Genomic DNA, 15,327 nt, shown 5'->3' with positions numbered 1-15,327 from the left:
TGACAAAAATGTCAGATAACATACTTGATGTGAATAATTTAAAAACTTCCTTCTTTGTGGAAGGAAATGAGATAAAAGCGGTCGACGGTGTTACTTTTAACGTGCCCAGAGGAAAGACGCTCGGCATCGTCGGCGAATCAGGTTCAGGTAAAAGTATCACCGCCCTGTCGATTTTAAAGCTGATTGATGATCCGGGTAAGATTGTGGACGGCAGCATCAGCTTCAAAGGCGAGGAAATCACCACTGCCAAAGAATCACGGATGAGACAGATCCGGGGCAACGAAATATCCATGATCTTCCAGGAACCGATGACTTCCCTGAACCCGGTGTACACCGTCGGACAGCAGCTGAGGGAATCCTTCAAAATCCACCAGGGGCTGGATAAGAAGGCCGGAACGAAGCGTTCGATAGAAATGCTTGAGCTTGTCGGCATACCTTCACCGGATAAACGTGTGGATCAATATCCATACGAGCTTTCCGGCGGCATGAGGCAGCGCGTGATGATTGCGATGGCCCTCGCCTGTAAGCCTGAATTGCTGATCGCGGATGAGCCGACGACAGCACTTGATGTGACCATCCAGGCACAGATACTCGAACTGATCAAGGAATTGCAGGAAGAAATAGGCATGAGTGTGGTGATGATCACCCATGACCTCGGTGTCGTCGCTGAAACATGTGACTATGTTGCAGTCATGTATTGTGGCAAGGTGGTTGAATTTGCGGATGTCGAGACTTTATTTGAAAACCCGCGCCACCCTTATACAGTCGGCCTGTTGAATTCACTGCCGCGTCACGATCTGGATCAGGACGAACTGATTCCAATCAAAGGCAACGTGCCTTCACCGGATGAAATGCCATCCGGCTGCCGTTTTGCACCACGATGCCCATACGCCAGCGACATCTGTTCGTCGCTTCCTGCCCTTGAGACACAGGAGGACGGCAATGACGTCAGATGCTGGATCTACACTGATGAATGGGACGGAGAGGAGGTAAAAGTATATGACAAAGAACGTTCTTCTTAAAGTCGAGGGGCTCAAACAGTACTTCCCCATCAAAGGCGGCTTCCTCGGACGCACCGTGAATCATGTCAAAGCCGTCGATGATGTCAGCTTCCATATCAATGAAGGTGAAACGGTCTCCGTCGTCGGGGAATCCGGCTGCGGTAAATCGACTACGGGCCGGGCGATACTGCGCCTCGATGAACCGACTGAAGGCGAGGTTCATTTCCAGGGCAAGGATATCCTTTCACTGAGCAAATCGGAGATGCGGAAGATGCGGAGTGAGATGCAGATCATTTTCCAGGATCCATATGCATCATTGAACCCGAGGAAAACCGTTAAAATGACTTTGATTGAAGCGATGGAGATACAGAACATCGGAAAACCTAAAGACAGGGAACAGCGCGCACTTGATATCATGGAAACGGTCGGACTTCAAAAACACCAGATCGACCGCTTCCCCCATGAATTCTCAGGCGGCCAGCGTCAGCGCATCGGTATTGCACGCGCCCTTGCCGTGGACCCGAAGCTGATCATCGCCGACGAGGCGGTCAGCGCCCTTGACGTATCCATTCAGGCACAGGTGCTGAATCTGCTGCAGAGGCTGCAGCGGGAGATGGGACTCACTTATTTATTCATCGCACACGACCTTGGTGTCGTGAGGCACATCTCTGACAGGATCATAGTGATGTATCTTGGTAAGATCGTAGAGATGGGGGACACGAAGAGCATCTTCGACAACCCTCAGCACCCTTACACGAAAGCCCTGCTCTCGGCCATCCCGGTACCGGATCCGAAGAATAAAAGTGAGCGCATCTTCCTCCGCGGGGATGTGCCTTCACCGATCGATCCGCCGACGGGCTGCAGGTTCCATACGAGATGTCCTTTTGCTACAGATAAATGCCGTACGGAGATCCCGGTCCTTGAGCATAAGGATGAGACATATGCCGGCCAGCATGATGTCGCATGCCACTACGCAATCGACATCCAGGAAGGCAGGCACAAGCCGACCCACGAAATGAAAGATGTCCGCAAAGTACTCGACGAAGAAAGTCGCGACACTGCAGAAGCAAAGGAAAAAATGAATCAATAATCAAAAAAAAGGTGATTACAAATTGAATTTGTAATCACCTTTTTCCTTTAAAATACGAATGCATCCAGCAGGAACCAGATGATCAGCAGTATATATATCACCAGATTGAATGCCGAACTCGCAAAAAATGCGAGCAATGAACCCAACGCTGCCCTGAAAGCTGCATTGATGTCCCGCGTGTTTATAAATTCAAGTGCAAGCACAAAAACGAAAGGCACGAAAATGATACCGAACGGCGGATAGACGAACATCCCTACGATGACGCCGACAATCGCTGCGGCTTCACTCTTTTTCGAACCGCCGTATTTCTTGACGAAATAGCTGTTTGCGACCAGGTCACTGACGAACACGAGTGCAGTCAAAACTGCAGCGACGAGCCAGAACATCCAGGTCAATGTTTCACTGTTGATCAAAAAGTGGTAAATTAAAAAGCCCACCCAGAACATCACCACTGAAGGGATGACCGGTGCAATGACTCCTACGAAACCGAGGACAAAACTGATTATGACAAGCAGCCACCATAAAATCTCCATCAAACGACTCCTTCTTAAATTCGAGAATGCGTACTTTCATAGATACTTAATCCTAACAACATACGGCAAGCATTTGCAAGCTGCAGTGCCCCCTCACATTTCAAAATTCCTGATATAACTTTTCACGACCTGGATGAATGCCCTGACCTGCGGGAGTTCCATCACATTCTTATCATATGAGATGTAGGTGTCCCGTGTGATCGGCTCATCATCGACCACGACTTCTTCAATTTTAAACTGGTTTTCTTCAAAATCTTTGACGACAATTTCAGGCAGCACCGTGACCCCCACGCCCTCAATCAATAATGCACGGCATGTCGCTATTTGATCGACACTGAACTGGGGTTCATATTTACGGTTGAACCTCGCTTCAAAGTACTTTTCGATCATCCTGATGTAAATCGGCTCGGAGAAGAATTCAATCACAGGCGGATCCTCCTGGTTGAGGAGGCTCTTCGGCGTGACAAGATAATGTCTGTCTGTGAAAAGCAGTTTATTTTCCTTGTTGAGGATCTGTCTGCCCCGGGTAATCGATACGTGGTAATCTTTTGCATCGTTGGTGATCTGCGGAGATGAGCCGACCTGGATATTGATGTTCACATCAGGATACATCTCTGTGTACTCCCTCAACAGTCCGGAGAGGATTGTACTGCCGATCAATGAAGAGACCCCGAGGTTCAAATTCCCCTCCACTGCACCTTCATGCGCGACAAGGTATTCTTTCAATATGCTTTCGCTTTCCACGACCTTCCGGGCATGGTGGATGATCCGTTCACCCGGGCCGGTCACGAACAACTCCCTTTTTGTCCGTATGAAAATCTCTACCCCCCACTCTTCCTCGATCGATTTCAACCTTTGACTGACTGCCGGCTGGGAGATGTAGAGCCTCTCCGCCGCCTGCCTCAATGTCTTCGCTTCATGCAGAGTGACGAGTAATTTATAGTCATCAACCTTCATTTAATCACCTTTTCTTAATATATAAGAAAATCTTATCATAAATAGACACTTTGAGTAACTCCCTTTGATTCGGGTATATGTAATTTACATTTGAACGGGAGGGATTCCATGAATAATGAAAAGGAATATGAGAAAGTCAATGAACAGGTCGAAGGCTACACACAGGACGGGCAGCCGGGCATAGAAAAGGAAATGAACCCGAAGCCGATATTCATTGCTGATGACTACAAAGGCAGTGAAAAGCTGAAAGGTAAGATTGCCCTGATCACCGGCGGGGATTCGGGGATCGGACGTTCGGTCGCCGTCCATTTCGCCAGAGAAGGTGCGGACATCGCACTGTTATACCTTGAAGAGGAAGAAGAAGACGCCCGTCATGTAAAAGCGCTCGCTGAAAAAGAAAACGTCAGATGCCTGCTTTACAGTGGGGACATAAAGGAAGCAGAAGTGAGGAAGAACGTGGTCCGGGAGGTCGTTGATCAGCTCGGCACGATCAACATCCTCGTCAATAACGCAGGTGTACAGTACCCGCGAAAAGATTTCCTCGAAGTCACCGAAGAAAATTTAAGGGAAACATTCGAGACCAATATCATCAGCATGATACTCCTGACACAGGAAGTGTATCCTCATCTCGAAGAAGGGGATGCCATCATCAATTCGACAAGTGTGACTGCCTATAAGGGCTCTCCGATCTTCATCGATTACTCTTCGACAAAGGGTGCCATCACAGCATTCACACGCTCGCTGGCCCAGAATCTCGCACCTGAGAAGATACGTGTGAACGCGGTGGCGCCGGGCCCGATCTATACACCGCTCATACCGGCGACATTCGATGCCGGCCATGTGGATGAACACGGGGAAGACACCCCGATGGAAAGACGCGGTCAACCGGCGGAACTCGGCCCCTCTTATGTATTCCTCGCGGCACATGATTCAAGTTATATGACCGGTGAAGTACTCCATGTAAACGGCGGCGACTTCACCTCCACTTAAAGCTGTATGTTAAAGGGCAGTCCGTTTACGGATTGCCCTTAATTTTTTCCTGCAGTTCCCCAAGGCAGTGCGCTGCAAGTTCCGTGAACTGATCGAAGTCCCGGTCGACCTCGTCCATGATATGCCGGGCGACTTCATATGCAATGTTCTTATCAGCCTCGGTGATCTTATTTCTTTTCAGGGCGCGTCGTATATCTTTCTCATCCACCAATTCATATTCACCGTCCGGGAGTACAAGCACATCCAGATAAACATCTTTTCTTCTTGCATTGCCGAGCTCAAGGTAATGCGCCGTATTGACATCAAAATAGTACTGCAGCACCTTCCAATTTTCATCATACATCACCGTCATGCTGTACTTTCTGTCCTTCGGCAGTATTTGCAGCCATTTATAATCTTTATCGACGACTTTCACTGATTTGTTGACGACCGGAACGACGAGAGGTGAACGTATTTTCTTCATGTCGATGAGGCCGACCAGAAATTCCTCGCCCTTGAAGCGGGTCAGCATTTCATCATATGTAGAGTCCAATACACGGCGCCATCCGCGTTTATCCAAATACTTCATTTTCATGGCTCTCATCTCCTTCATTACATTATACATAATAAGTAAAAGAAATGTGAAGAGATACCTTATGCTCCCTCACTTTATCATCCCTTGCGCATCATGATGATGTACAATGGTGGATATAATGATTGGGGTGGAATCCATGTTAAAACTGTTGAAAATCATCTTTCAAATTGGCATCCTGTATATTTTATACTGGGCCGGCGAATGGGTGGCAGAAACTTTGAACCTCTCCCTTCCGGGGAGCATCATAGGGATGGTCCTGCTGATTTTCCTACTCTTCACCCGGACGGTCAGGCTGGAATGGATCGGGGAAGGCGCAGGGTTCATGGTGAAATATCTGCCTTTCTTCTTCATCCCTTCCACCCTCGGCATCATGCAGTATTATGAAATCTTTGCAGGAAACGGATTTTTATTGATCGTCATCGTCCTCGTAAGCACGATGCTCGTGATGGGCGTCTCGGGACTGATCGGTGAGCTATACCACAGACGGGGGGAGGGGCGATGAGTACACTCACTGGTATTTTCATGATTATGCTCACTGCAGCGGTTTACCGGTTGTCACTCTACATACACAGGAAGGCGGAGAGCCCCTGGACACTGCCCATTTTGACATCCACAGTCGTCATCATCGCCTTCCTGGCCTTTTTCAAAATCCCTTATGATCAGTATATGATCGGTGGGGAGTGGATCAACGAGCTGCTCGGGCCTGCAGTCGTGGCACTCGCCTACCCGCTCTACATACACCGCAGAATACTGGTTAAACTTGCATTACCTTTGCTCGCCGGTACCGCCGCCGGTGCTTTTACAGGCGTAGTCTCCGGTGTTTCCATGGCAAAATGGGCGGGCTTCGGACCTGAAATCCTGTATGCCGTCTCAGCCAAATCGGTGACCACGCCTGTGGCCATAGTGATCACCGAATCCCTCGGCGGCATCACTTCTCTCGCAGCGGTGATGGTGATGATCGCCGGCATCGGAGGCGCGATCATACATTCATATATATTCAGGCTGTTCGGCATCCACTCGCATCTCGGACGCGGCATGGGGATGGGCAGCGCATCCCATGCGATAGGGACGGCGGAATTGATGAAGGACAACCAGATCGAAGGCTCGATCAGCACCGTCGCAATGGTGGCGAGTGCTGTCCTCGTCTCCCTGATCACCCCGCTGCTTGTATTGTGGCTGGTCTAATCATCACTCACGGCATAAGAAAAACGGAAGCGAATCCGCTTCCGTTTGACATGAAGATCCTTATAATGATGCGCTTGCGCCGCCGTCTATATTCACTGCAACGCCTGTGATGTAGGAAGCAAGCTCAGAACATAAAAATGTAATGACATTCGCCGCTTCTCTTGTTTCACCGATGCGCCCGAGCGGGATATCCTCCCGGCCGGTTGTGGCAAATTCCTCCCAGCTCATATCCGGTGCCTCTTCCATCCACACCTTCTCGATCTGGTCGCTCCGGATCAGGCCGATGCACACTGCGTTGACCCTGATGCCGTACTGGCCGAGGTCTTTGCTCATCGCTTTCGTCATAGCGAGTCCGGCACTTCTTGATACCGATGTCGGCAGGGTGCCGGCATCCGGGTTCTTGCCCGCCACCGCGGTCAGATTGAGGATGACTCCGGCCTTTTCCTTGAGGTGCGGCAGTGCAGCCTTCGACATTTTGACTGCAGAAATCAGCTTCAAGTCCAGGTCATTCTGCCAGTCACCCACATCAACATCTTCAAAAGTTTCGGCAAAAGCACCGCCTGCGTTATTGATGAGCACATCAAGGCGTCCGAACTTTTCAATGACTGCATTGACGATCCTCTCTCCGGCATCATCTCCAGTGACGTCCTGGACGACGTAATCCACCTCTCCATACCGGATGAGTTCTTCTTTCGCCGCCTGCAGGTCATCTTCACCTCTTGCCACAAGCATCACCTTCGCACCCAGTTTCAACATTTCTAGAGCAGTCTGTCTGCCGATCCCCTTGCTCGAACCGGTGATCACCACCGCCTTGCCTTCATAACCAAAATCCATCGCCCATCCTCCTCATTCCGTCTTTGCTTCAAAATACCATTAAAGTCAGATGCTTTACAGTTTTAAGATCCGAGATTCACATTATGGTGGACGTTCGATACATCCTCCAGATCCTCGAGTGCATCCACCAGCACTTCAAACTGTGCCTGCGCTTCTTCATCCAACGTCACTTCATTCCGTGCAATCATGGACTGTTCCGCCACTTCATACTCGCCGACATCCATTTCATCAAGTGCGCTTTTGATGTCATGGAAACTTTGCGGATCGCCGTAGACGACCGTAAAGTCATTTTCGACCGTGACATCGTTAACGTCCACCTCATTTTCCATCAGATGAAGCAGTACTTCTTCGCTGTCAAAGCTGCTGAATACGAAGACGGACACCGGGTCGAACATATAGCTTACGGCACCGCTGACACCCATATTGCCGCCATTTTTCCCGAATGCCGCCCGGACGTCGGAAGCCGTCCTGTTGACATTATCGGTCAGGGCATCCACGATGATCATCGAACCATCCGGTCCGAAGCCTTCATAACGTCGCTCATCAAAAGTCTCTTCGTCTCCACCCTTCGCCTTGTCGATCGCCTTATCCACGATGTGTTTCGGCACGGAGTATGTCTTCGCACGGTCCAGCACCGCCTTCAGCGCCTGATTGCTTTCCGGATCCGGTTCGCCTTTGCGTGCAGCTACATAGATTTCACGTCCAAACTTTGCATATATCCGGCTCGTATTCCGGTCTTTCTGAGCTTTCTTCTCTTTAATATTGTTCCACTTTCTGCCCATTACACTCATCTTCCTTCATTCAAATTATCATCAGCCGGGCTTCACCGCTTGTTGCCGAAACGCCGGTATAGCTGCAGGATCCTCTTTATGATCAGAAGGAGATCCATGAACAGATTGAAGCCCATGACCCGCGCATTCGAATATTTCTTATTTTTCATGCGGTTGAAGTCATACATCGTATAGCCTATATACAATAATAAACCAAAAACCGTGATTCCAAAAGCCAGCCACTCCAGCTGGATGAAAAAGTTCAGGAGGGATGAGAATATCAATACAAGCAGACCGGCGAATAAAATCCGTCCCCATGATGAGATGTCCTTTAGGAGGAAGTAACCGATGATACCGAAGAAAATAAATACTATTACTCCAATCAATACAACTTGATAGAATATTCTTTCATCAAATTCATTGATGAAACTTTCGAATGTACCATAAGAAACCAGGCCGATGAGTATTGCATATACATGACTGATGATAAGACCCGACCTGTTAAAACCTCTGACGAATAAGGATATCATAATAATTACAAATATGGCCGCAGATAAGGACGGACGCCATTCAGACGGCAGAAACTGGCCAAAATATGTGGATAAACCAAAAATTATCCAATAATAGATAAAAAATAACCAGACTTTTCCATGATCTCTAACCATCTTCTCATCTCCCTACTCATTTCATCTTTTTATACGTCTTAAGTTCCCTAATTGGTTCTTTTTACATGATAAATATAACATAAACCCCCTGAATATTTTATTTGTATTACATTTTCATTACATTCATCAATATCGATTTTAAATTTGTTATCATATGTTATATCAATTACAGCATATTAAAAGTCAGTCATATACATATAATATATTAAAACAATATTTGGAGGATCAACTCTCATGAAAAAAGTACTCACAGCTTTGACTGCAACTGCGGCCATCTCTACATATGCATTTGCACAGGATGCCGAGGCATCCACATACAGTGTGAAAAGCGGAGACACACTATGGGCAATCGCTCAAAACAATAACGTGACGGTTTCACAATTGAAATCATGGAACAACTTATCATCAGACCTGATCCTTGTGAATCAGAACTTGAAAGTTTCAAATTCAAGCAGCTCATCTTCAAGCTCAAGCAGCACTTCGAGTTCAAGCAGCACTTCAAGTTCAAGCAGCAGCTCAAGCTCGAACACTTCTTCCAGCTCAAGCAGCTCATCAACAGGCGGTACATATACGGTCAAATCAGGAGATACACTGAGCAGCATTGCACGTGCCCACGGCACGAACTACAGGACACTGATGGACATCAATAACATATCCGGACATATCATCCATCCTGGTCAGACACTGAAATTGAGTACAGGTTCAAGCAGCTCATCATCTTCAAGCAGTACTTCAAGTTCGACTGCATCATCTGATACAAGCAGTTCATCTGCTTCAAGCTCAAGCAGTTCATCCGCTTCAAGCTACAATGCACCAGCTCCAACCAATGTTTCATATGGCACGAACTGGTATTACTGGGGCGACTGCACATGGTATGCATTCGAGCGCCGCAAGCAGCTCGGCAAACCTGTCGGTAACAACTGGGGCAACGCGACCAACTGGGCAGGCCATGCAAGATCTGCAGGCTATACTGTAAACAACCGCCCTTCCGTCGGTGCAATCATCCAGGCTCATGCATGGACGAACAATGCATGGGGGATGGGACACGTCGGCGTAGTCGAAAGAGTCAATCCGGATGGTTCCATCCTCATTTCCGAAATGAACTTCGGCGGCGGCCAGGGCGTCAAGGCATTCAGGACGCTCAGTGCCTCTCAGGCTGCAAACCACAATTTCATCCATTAATCCGATATAAAAGAACCAATTTACATTTGTAAATTGGTTCTTTTTCATTGTCCTTCTCCTTGGCTGTTGATGATCATTTCAACTTGATAAATCCTGTTCACAAGGGCCTGGATCGGTGCCTGGGTGAATATGAAGAGACCCCACGGTAAATTGGGTTCGAAATCATGAAGGGCCATGATGAACTCCTCTTTGGTCCCCAGCTGCCTGAATTCAAGGCGTGCGACTTTATTCGGCTGTTTCTTCGAGAGCAGCCCACCTGTGATCTGATAAATCTCAATATCATCCACACTCTCCTCTTCATCATAAGAGGCAACCAGAATCGGCTCATCAAGATTTGAAATATAGACCCTGAACTCGTTCCCTTCCAGTACGACATTGATCAGCCCGTGCAATATCTCATCCAGCCAGTGGAAGTAGTAATTGGCCACCTGTTTCACCGACCATCCCTCCGGGAGCGGCGCCTTCTGTATACTCCGTACATTATTGTAATCGGAAGCCTTATAAGATAAATTTTTACCGTATCTTTTCACAGGGGTCTCCGTCACAACTGCTGGGGTGCCATAAGCACCAAGCACTTTGACGGTCTGCCCCGAACTGATTTCATCCGCCACGTAAATGATTTGTTCCACATCATTCAAACCCGATGCCCGCGCGATATTATCAGCAATCAGCGAATAGATATCATAAAATTTCCCCTGCGTCATCCTGTTCAACCGCATGATCGGATCTTCAAAAAAGATGACGATATCCATGCCGTGAAGCGCCTCTTCCACTTCAGGCAGTATGAACAGGTCTTTTTTGACTAAAGTGATGTCCAGATCATCATCTGACTGGTTAGGACTTGAGAAGGCAAAAAGATTATAGTCGTCCTTCAACTGCCTGTATAAATTTTTGCCGATTCTTCCGCTTATACCCATCAATAAGACATTTTTCAAAAAAACACATCCTTTACAAGGTTAGTTCCGGACAATATACCTGCCATCCAGAATGGCGATGATGATTAACATTACCATTAATATGACGCCGATAAACACGAATGGTAAATCGAAGTATGTTGTGAAGATTCCCGATAAATACGCCCCTGCCACAGAACCGAGGGAGAAGAATGAATAAAACACGCCATTGGCTTTTCCACGCTCATGCATTGCCGTATTCTGTCCGATGATCTTGTTCATTGAGGGAAAGACCAGACTGAATCCAGCCCCGTAAATGACCATGGTCAGATAGGTCAGTGATGCACCGGGTGAAAAATGAAGTAAAATCATGGACAGTCCTATGATGAAGACGCCGGTGGAAACCAGGAAGACCGGGCTGAACCTGGTGTAAATCCTATTGAGAGGTGAAGCAAATACAATGATTGCCGTAATGCCGAATACGCTCAGCATGGCCCCTGTGGTCTGATCCGATAAGCCCAGTGACGCCGTCTTGAGCGGCAGTCCGAATGCCAGGGAACCATTAGAAACCATCAGTGTAAATGCAGAGATATAGCCGACGATCAATGAAGGGCGCTTGATGATCTGCCAATAATTGGTGCTGTAATGAATGTTTCTGCTTTCATCCGTTGTACTCTCCCTGACTGCCGCCAGGATAAGGATGAATCCGGCTGTGAAAATGAAGGCCATGACCAAATAGACCATCTGATAACTTGCCTGACTGGAGATGATGCCGCCAAGTGCAGGGCCGACCACCGCCGCCACACCGATTGATACACCTGTCAGGGCCATGGAGCGTCCAATCGTCGCCTTTTTGGAAATATCAGCTACGAGACTGAACGCCGCTGGTGTCAAAAGGCCGCTGGAAAATCCATGAATCACACGTATTGCGATCAACAGGCCCACCGATGGCACCACCGTATACAAAAGGAGTATGCCAATCTGAAGGCCCATCCCGAGGAGGAGCATATTCTTCCTGCCGACCTTATCGGAGAAGAAGCCGCCAAAGACGTTTCCCACCATATTGAACAGGGAATAGATGGCTACAATGATGCCTGCCGTATATTCATCCGCCCCGAGTTCTATTGCGAAGGGGGTGATGATCGGCAGCTGTATGAACAGATCCAGAAAACAGATGACTATTACAAGATAGAGAATTTTATTCATTGAATTATCCTTTTGCAAATTTATTATCACTATTTTATATTATAAACAATTTTTTCACATGGAGGGATGATATGGCTCATGTTTTACTGGGAATATTCATTATCTTTTTCCTGGTCCAGCTCGGTGCTTTTGCAAAGCAAAAAGGCAGATTGAATGATACTCATGATTTTTCCGCAAACTGGCCGCTTTATCTTTACATATTTTCGGTCATGTTCGCACTGGTTTTCATCTTTGCCGTAATCTACTACATTGCTTCCTTCGGCTCACCGATACTTATGGAGGGGAACAGTGGAGAACTTCTGCATAATCATGATTTTGCAGAGATGATCTATTACAGTGCGGTCACCCTCCTCTCTATAGGGTACGGTGACCTGACCCCCGTCGGGCCCGTCCGCTACATTTCAGTGTTTGAAGGGTTTGTCGGCATCGTCACACCCACAGTCATTTTTATAAAGGAAATTACAAAAAACGACTGAAGGCCTGCCTTCGACAAAATACAAGCCGCTGGAAAACAAATGTTTTCCAGTGGCTTGTATTTTTATGCTTTCTTATGCAATTTTTGCTCATAGGCGTCAATGATGCCGCTCACGGCACCATCACCGGTGATGTTTGCAGCAGTGCCGAAGCTGTCCTGTGCCATGTATAAGGCAATCATGAATGCTACAGCCGCTTCATTGAATCCCAGATTGACCATGAGCACCCCGCTCGCCGCCATGATGGCACCGCCGGGCACACCCGGAGCTGCAATCATGACCACACCAAGCAGCATTATCGTGCCCAGAATTTCAAAGAATCCCGGCATGCTGTAATCCGGCAGCACCGTCATGACCGCAATCGTACAGCTGATGATCGTGATTGTGCTCCCAGCCAGATGGATATTGGCACACAGGGGCACGACGAAGTCCGCAATGCGGTTACGTATGCCATTCGCTTTGACCTGCTTCAGGGTCACAGGGATGGTTGCTGCACTGCTCATTGTACCGAGGGCCGTTAAATAGGCCGGCAGCATCGTCTTGATCATGGCAAACGGGTTTTTGCCGAGAAGCGCGCCCGCAATCGTGTACTGGATCGTAATCCATACCCAATGCAGGAAGATTGCGACCAGCAGGACCACACCGAATACCGCAAGTGTGTCGAAAACAGTGCCCGTGGCAGCCATCCCCGCAAACACGCCGGCGATGTAGAACGGCAATATGTTGATGATCACTTTCTCGATGATGTACTCCGTGATCACTTTGCCTTCGTCCACCCATTTCCTCATCGTATCCGTTTTCGTGACCGTGATCACGATGCCGAGGGCAAAAGCCAGGACGAGTGCGGATAAAATGTCAAGGACAGGCGGGATTTCAAATTCAAAAAACGGTGACAGTCCTTCGCCTTCCTCAGGCACAGCCCCGCCGTCCGTAACGAGCGGCATGATGAGGATCGCAACAAAGTATGCCAGCAGACCCGCACCGAGAGTCGATATGTATGCAACGCCGACGGTGGCTCCCACTACTTTCCCCGAGCCGCCTGTAATGCGCGAAATCCCTGATGCGATGAAGAACAGGATGATGAATGGAATCGTGAAGAATATCAACGACCCGAGAATCATCTCCAGCGTGATGAACAGCCGTACCAGCACTTCGAAAAATGCGCCTCCCACTGCATAGTAAAGCGAGCCGACAGTGATGCCGATGATGATGGCAGCAAGCAGCCTGATGATCAATTTCATAAATTCTCCCCCTTGTTTATGTTCATATATCATTATACATCATGTGAAGGCAAAATAAATATTTATCCAAAAATTTATGAAAAGGTTTTCAATCACTCGGCACTCTCATCATCAAACACTTTTTCATAGGCGACATACCAGTCGTCCAGGTTGTCATCGAGGTTCAGCTTCCCTTTGAATTCGAAGTCGTTCTTCTCGAACTGGTACTGCATCTTCCCATTTTCAAGTGATGTATCCGTATGGATGCCTTTAATGCCTTTTTCAATGAGCATCCCTTCGATTTCCCCCATCATTCTCGTTGAAATCCCGTTCCCCTGATATGCAGGATCGACTGCCATCCTGTGCAGGGCCCTGGAGTCTGCCCGCCTCAATTCCCATGGAATGTCATCATATGGATAAGGGTGGTCATCGTCCACAACCGCAAACCCCTTGACGTGCCCGCCCTCTTCAAAAACATATAATGTCCCCGTCCTCAAATCCTCTTCGAACCGCTCTAAATCAGGGTAATATTCCGACCATTGTGTATTGCCGGAGTCGATCATCAACGGCACAACGCTCTCCTTTATTTCCATCACCCGCTTGAGGTCCGACGCCGTCGCCTTTCTCAGTGTCATAATGTTCACTCCATGTTTTATGATAATCAACCTATTCATTTCAATATCCATATTGTATAATGTTATTAAGATTTATAACAGAGGGGTTTTGTAAAATGTTCAAATTTGATAAAGGCACCATGCCTTATCACATAACGAACTTGGTCTTTTACTTATTTACACTGGCAGTGCTCGGTTTCATTTACTACTATGCATTCTTACCGCCGATCCTGGAAGTGACGACAGCCGATTTCTTCGCGAATTTCGGCATCGGGGAAGCTGTGGGGATATTCTTCTTCCTGATCGTTATCATCATACCTTTGATGGTATTGTACGGTGCAATTTATCATTTATATAAAATCATCACTTTCAACAGGAAAAAGGACACAGTGGCAGAATGACAACAGAGGGATGAAAAATTAAAAGTGCTTAAAGCCAATGCTTTAAGCACTTTTCTTTTATCTGTTCGTGATCGTCTCAGGATTCATATCATGTTCCATCAACCGTCTGTCCGCCATCTCCTCATACTTCGTCCCTTTTCTGCCGTAGTTGCAGTAGGGGTCGATGGAGATTCCGCCACGCGGGGTGAATTTGCCCCACACTTCGATGTACCGCGGGTCCATCAGTCCAATCAGGTCATCCATGATCATATTGACGCTCGATTCATGGAAGCCGCCGTGGTCCCTGTAGCTGAACAGATAAAGCTTGAGTGACTTCGACTCCACCATTTTGACGTCCGGTATATATGAAATGTAGATCGTCGCAAAGTCCGGCTGGTTCGTTATTGGACAGAGCGTCGTAAACTCCGGACAATTGAATTTCACGAAGTAATCCCGGTCCGGGAATTTATTGTCGAATGTTTCCAATACTTCCGGGTCGTAGTCAAACGCATACTCCACGTCCCGATTGCCAAGCAGCGTCAAATCTTCTGTATTTTCATCAGTCATCATCATCTCACCTTTCAAAATGAAAACCATGTACCTGAGAGGGCACATGGCGTGTCTCAGTTTTTATAGAGGGTTATTTGCTAAGAACCCCTTCATTTAATTGCTTTCCAGTATTCCTTAAAGGCCTTGACGTAGCTTCCCGCACTTCTCAGGCCGGGGAGTGCGTATTCTCCATTGATCACGATGAATGGCA

The 15,327-nt window shown here is 47.8% G+C and carries 19 protein-coding genes; 8 read left to right on the top strand and 11 right to left on the bottom strand.

All coding sequences use genetic code 11. From position 1 onward, the window contains the following. Positions 1-8 precede the first annotated feature (8 nt). Together BUA12_RS06375 and BUA12_RS06370 are read left to right on the top strand one after the other, a co-directional pair. Entirely contained in the window at positions 9-1,022 is a 1,014-nt protein-coding gene (locus BUA12_RS06375) for an ABC transporter ATP-binding protein (RefSeq protein WP_072709583.1), read from the top strand. Next, entirely contained in the window at positions 1,000-2,091 is a 1,092-nt protein-coding gene (locus BUA12_RS06370) for an ABC transporter ATP-binding protein (protein WP_072709581.1), read from the top strand. The genes BUA12_RS06375 and BUA12_RS06370 overlap by 23 nt, the downstream gene beginning before the upstream one ends. Positions 2,092-2,138: 47 nt before the next feature. Here BUA12_RS06370 and BUA12_RS06365 read toward each other — a convergent pair whose 3' ends face one another. Both BUA12_RS06365 and BUA12_RS06360 read right to left on the bottom strand, forming a co-directional pair. Next, positions 2,139-2,624, bottom strand: a complete 486-nt coding sequence (locus tag BUA12_RS06365; protein WP_072709579.1) for a DUF456 domain-containing protein — start codon at positions 2,622-2,624, stop codon at positions 2,139-2,141. 93 nt (positions 2,625-2,717) lie between these two features. Further along, positions 2,718-3,581: a LysR family transcriptional regulator gene (locus BUA12_RS06360; protein ID WP_072709578.1), complete on the bottom strand. Its 864-nt coding sequence runs from the start codon at positions 3,579-3,581 to the stop codon at positions 2,718-2,720. Between the two features lie 108 nt (positions 3,582-3,689). Between BUA12_RS06360 and BUA12_RS06355 the strand changes: the two genes are divergently transcribed. Then, positions 3,690-4,571 (top strand): SDR family oxidoreductase, encoded by an 882-nt coding sequence (locus BUA12_RS06355; protein WP_072709576.1) that lies wholly within the window; start codon positions 3,690-3,692, stop codon positions 4,569-4,571. Positions 4,572-4,596: 25 nt separating this feature from the next. Here BUA12_RS06355 and BUA12_RS06350 read toward each other — a convergent pair whose 3' ends face one another. Beyond that, positions 4,597-5,145 (bottom strand): ribonuclease FAU-1 family protein, encoded by a 549-nt coding sequence (locus tag BUA12_RS06350; RefSeq protein ID WP_072709573.1) that lies wholly within the window; start codon positions 5,143-5,145, stop codon positions 4,597-4,599. 136 nt (positions 5,146-5,281) lie between these two features. Between BUA12_RS06350 and BUA12_RS06345 the strand changes: the two genes are divergently transcribed. Together BUA12_RS06345 and BUA12_RS06340 are read left to right on the top strand one after the other, a co-directional pair. After that, positions 5,282-5,647 (top strand): CidA/LrgA family protein, encoded by a 366-nt coding sequence (locus tag BUA12_RS06345; RefSeq protein WP_072709884.1) that lies wholly within the window; start codon positions 5,282-5,284, stop codon positions 5,645-5,647. Further along, a complete protein-coding gene (locus tag BUA12_RS06340) occupies positions 5,644-6,330 on the top strand; it encodes an LrgB family protein (RefSeq protein WP_072709572.1) in 687 nt (228 codons plus the stop codon). Before BUA12_RS06345 ends, BUA12_RS06340 begins: the two co-directional genes overlap by 4 nt. Before the next feature lie 60 nt (positions 6,331-6,390). On the opposite strand, the gene BUA12_RS06335 is transcribed toward BUA12_RS06340, so the two are convergent. The 3 genes from BUA12_RS06335 to BUA12_RS06325 all read right to left on the bottom strand — a co-directional run bounded on the left by BUA12_RS06335 (position 6,391) and on the right by BUA12_RS06325 (position 8,599). Next, the gene (locus BUA12_RS06335; protein ID WP_072709570.1) at positions 6,391-7,164 is read right to left on the bottom strand and encodes an SDR family NAD(P)-dependent oxidoreductase; all 774 of its coding nucleotides are present in this window, start codon (positions 7,162-7,164) and stop codon (positions 6,391-6,393) included. Between the two features lie 62 nt (positions 7,165-7,226). Next, positions 7,227-7,946, bottom strand: coding sequence for a YebC/PmpR family DNA-binding transcriptional regulator (locus BUA12_RS06330; RefSeq protein ID WP_072709568.1), 720 nt, complete (start codon positions 7,944-7,946; stop codon positions 7,227-7,229). Positions 7,947-7,987: 41 nt separating this feature from the next. Next, positions 7,988-8,599, bottom strand: a complete 612-nt coding sequence (locus BUA12_RS06325; RefSeq protein ID WP_072709566.1) for a Bax inhibitor-1/YccA family protein — start codon at positions 8,597-8,599, stop codon at positions 7,988-7,990. Positions 8,600-8,833: 234 nt separating this feature from the next. Here BUA12_RS06325 and BUA12_RS06320 point away from each other — a divergent pair, with 234 nt between their 5' ends. Further along, on the top strand, positions 8,834-9,781 hold the full coding sequence (locus tag BUA12_RS06320) for a LysM peptidoglycan-binding domain-containing protein (protein ID WP_072709564.1): 948 nt from the start codon (positions 8,834-8,836) through the stop codon (positions 9,779-9,781). Positions 9,782-9,825: 44 nt separating this feature from the next. Here BUA12_RS06320 and BUA12_RS06315 read toward each other — a convergent pair whose 3' ends face one another. Beyond that, positions 9,826-10,716, bottom strand: a complete 891-nt coding sequence (locus tag BUA12_RS06315) for an NAD(P)-dependent oxidoreductase (protein ID WP_072709562.1) — start codon at positions 10,714-10,716, stop codon at positions 9,826-9,828. Between the two features lie 21 nt (positions 10,717-10,737). Then, positions 10,738-11,880, bottom strand: a complete 1,143-nt coding sequence (locus BUA12_RS06310; RefSeq protein ID WP_072709560.1) for an MFS transporter — start codon at positions 11,878-11,880, stop codon at positions 10,738-10,740. A gap of 71 nt (positions 11,881-11,951) precedes the next feature. On the opposite strand from BUA12_RS06310, the gene BUA12_RS06305 reads away from it, so the two are divergent. Beyond that, positions 11,952-12,356, top strand: a complete 405-nt coding sequence (locus tag BUA12_RS06305) for an ion channel (protein WP_072709558.1) — start codon at positions 11,952-11,954, stop codon at positions 12,354-12,356. Positions 12,357-12,418: 62 nt separating this feature from the next. Here BUA12_RS06305 and BUA12_RS06300 read toward each other — a convergent pair whose 3' ends face one another. After that, on the bottom strand, positions 12,419-13,594 hold the full coding sequence (locus tag BUA12_RS06300) for a dicarboxylate/amino acid:cation symporter (RefSeq protein WP_072709556.1): 1,176 nt from the start codon (positions 13,592-13,594) through the stop codon (positions 12,419-12,421). Between the two features lie 92 nt (positions 13,595-13,686). Further along, positions 13,687-14,208, bottom strand: a complete 522-nt coding sequence (locus BUA12_RS06295) for a GNAT family N-acetyltransferase (protein WP_072709554.1) — start codon at positions 14,206-14,208, stop codon at positions 13,687-13,689. A gap of 95 nt (positions 14,209-14,303) precedes the next feature. On the opposite strand from BUA12_RS06295, the gene BUA12_RS06290 reads away from it, so the two are divergent. Then, positions 14,304-14,588 (top strand): hypothetical protein, encoded by a 285-nt coding sequence (locus BUA12_RS06290; RefSeq protein ID WP_072709552.1) that lies wholly within the window; start codon positions 14,304-14,306, stop codon positions 14,586-14,588. Positions 14,589-14,645: 57 nt separating this feature from the next. Here BUA12_RS06290 and queF read toward each other — a convergent pair whose 3' ends face one another. After that, positions 14,646-15,140 (bottom strand): preQ(1) synthase, encoded by a 495-nt coding sequence (queF, locus tag BUA12_RS06285; protein ID WP_435387543.1) that lies wholly within the window; start codon positions 15,138-15,140, stop codon positions 14,646-14,648. Between the last annotated feature and the right edge of the window lie 187 nt (positions 15,141-15,327).

This window comes from Lacicoccus alkaliphilus DSM 16010, from assembly GCF_900142805.1.
In the GTDB taxonomy this organism is placed as follows: Bacteria; Bacillota; Bacilli; order Staphylococcales; family Salinicoccaceae; genus Lacicoccus; species Lacicoccus alkaliphilus.
Note: the sequence above shows the minus strand (reverse complement) of the source record. Positions and strands in the feature narration are given on the sequence as shown.

Excerpts from the sequence above, each read along its gene's own strand:
- BUA12_RS06295 (WP_072709554.1), bottom strand. The coding sequence starts at position 14,208 with ATGACACTGAGAAAGGCGACGGCGTCGGACCTCAAGCGGGTGATGGAA.
- BUA12_RS06310 (WP_072709560.1), bottom strand. The coding sequence starts at position 11,880 with ATGAATAAAATTCTCTATCTTGTAATAGTCATCTGTTTTCTGGATCTG.
- BUA12_RS06350 (WP_072709573.1), bottom strand. The coding sequence starts at position 5,145 with ATGAAAATGAAGTATTTGGATAAACGCGGATGGCGCCGTGTATTGGAC.
- BUA12_RS06330 (WP_072709568.1), bottom strand. The coding sequence starts at position 7,946 with ATGGGCAGAAAGTGGAACAATATTAAAGAGAAGAAAGCTCAGAAAGAC.
- BUA12_RS06345 (WP_072709884.1), top strand. The coding sequence starts at position 5,282 with ATGTTAAAACTGTTGAAAATCATCTTTCAAATTGGCATCCTGTATATT.
- BUA12_RS06335 (WP_072709570.1), bottom strand. The coding sequence starts at position 7,164 with ATGGATTTTGGTTATGAAGGCAAGGCGGTGGTGATCACCGGTTCGAGC.
- queF (WP_435387543.1), bottom strand. The coding sequence starts at position 15,140 with ATGATGATGACTGATGAAAATACAGAAGATTTGACGCTGCTTGGCAAT.
- BUA12_RS06305 (WP_072709558.1), top strand. The coding sequence starts at position 11,952 with ATGGCTCATGTTTTACTGGGAATATTCATTATCTTTTTCCTGGTCCAG.
- BUA12_RS06370 (WP_072709581.1), top strand. The coding sequence starts at position 1,000 with ATGACAAAGAACGTTCTTCTTAAAGTCGAGGGGCTCAAACAGTACTTC.
- BUA12_RS06325 (WP_072709566.1), bottom strand. The coding sequence starts at position 8,599 with ATGGTTAGAGATCATGGAAAAGTCTGGTTATTTTTTATCTATTATTGG.
- BUA12_RS06320 (WP_072709564.1), top strand. The coding sequence starts at position 8,834 with ATGAAAAAAGTACTCACAGCTTTGACTGCAACTGCGGCCATCTCTACA.
- BUA12_RS06300 (WP_072709556.1), bottom strand. The coding sequence starts at position 13,594 with ATGAAATTGATCATCAGGCTGCTTGCTGCCATCATCATCGGCATCACT.
- BUA12_RS06375 (WP_072709583.1), top strand. The coding sequence starts at position 9 with ATGTCAGATAACATACTTGATGTGAATAATTTAAAAACTTCCTTCTTT.
- BUA12_RS06290 (WP_072709552.1), top strand. The coding sequence starts at position 14,304 with ATGTTCAAATTTGATAAAGGCACCATGCCTTATCACATAACGAACTTG.
- BUA12_RS06340 (WP_072709572.1), top strand. The coding sequence starts at position 5,644 with ATGAGTACACTCACTGGTATTTTCATGATTATGCTCACTGCAGCGGTT.
- BUA12_RS06365 (WP_072709579.1), bottom strand. The coding sequence starts at position 2,624 with ATGGAGATTTTATGGTGGCTGCTTGTCATAATCAGTTTTGTCCTCGGT.
- BUA12_RS06360 (WP_072709578.1), bottom strand. The coding sequence starts at position 3,581 with ATGAAGGTTGATGACTATAAATTACTCGTCACTCTGCATGAAGCGAAG.
- BUA12_RS06355 (WP_072709576.1), top strand. The coding sequence starts at position 3,690 with ATGAATAATGAAAAGGAATATGAGAAAGTCAATGAACAGGTCGAAGGC.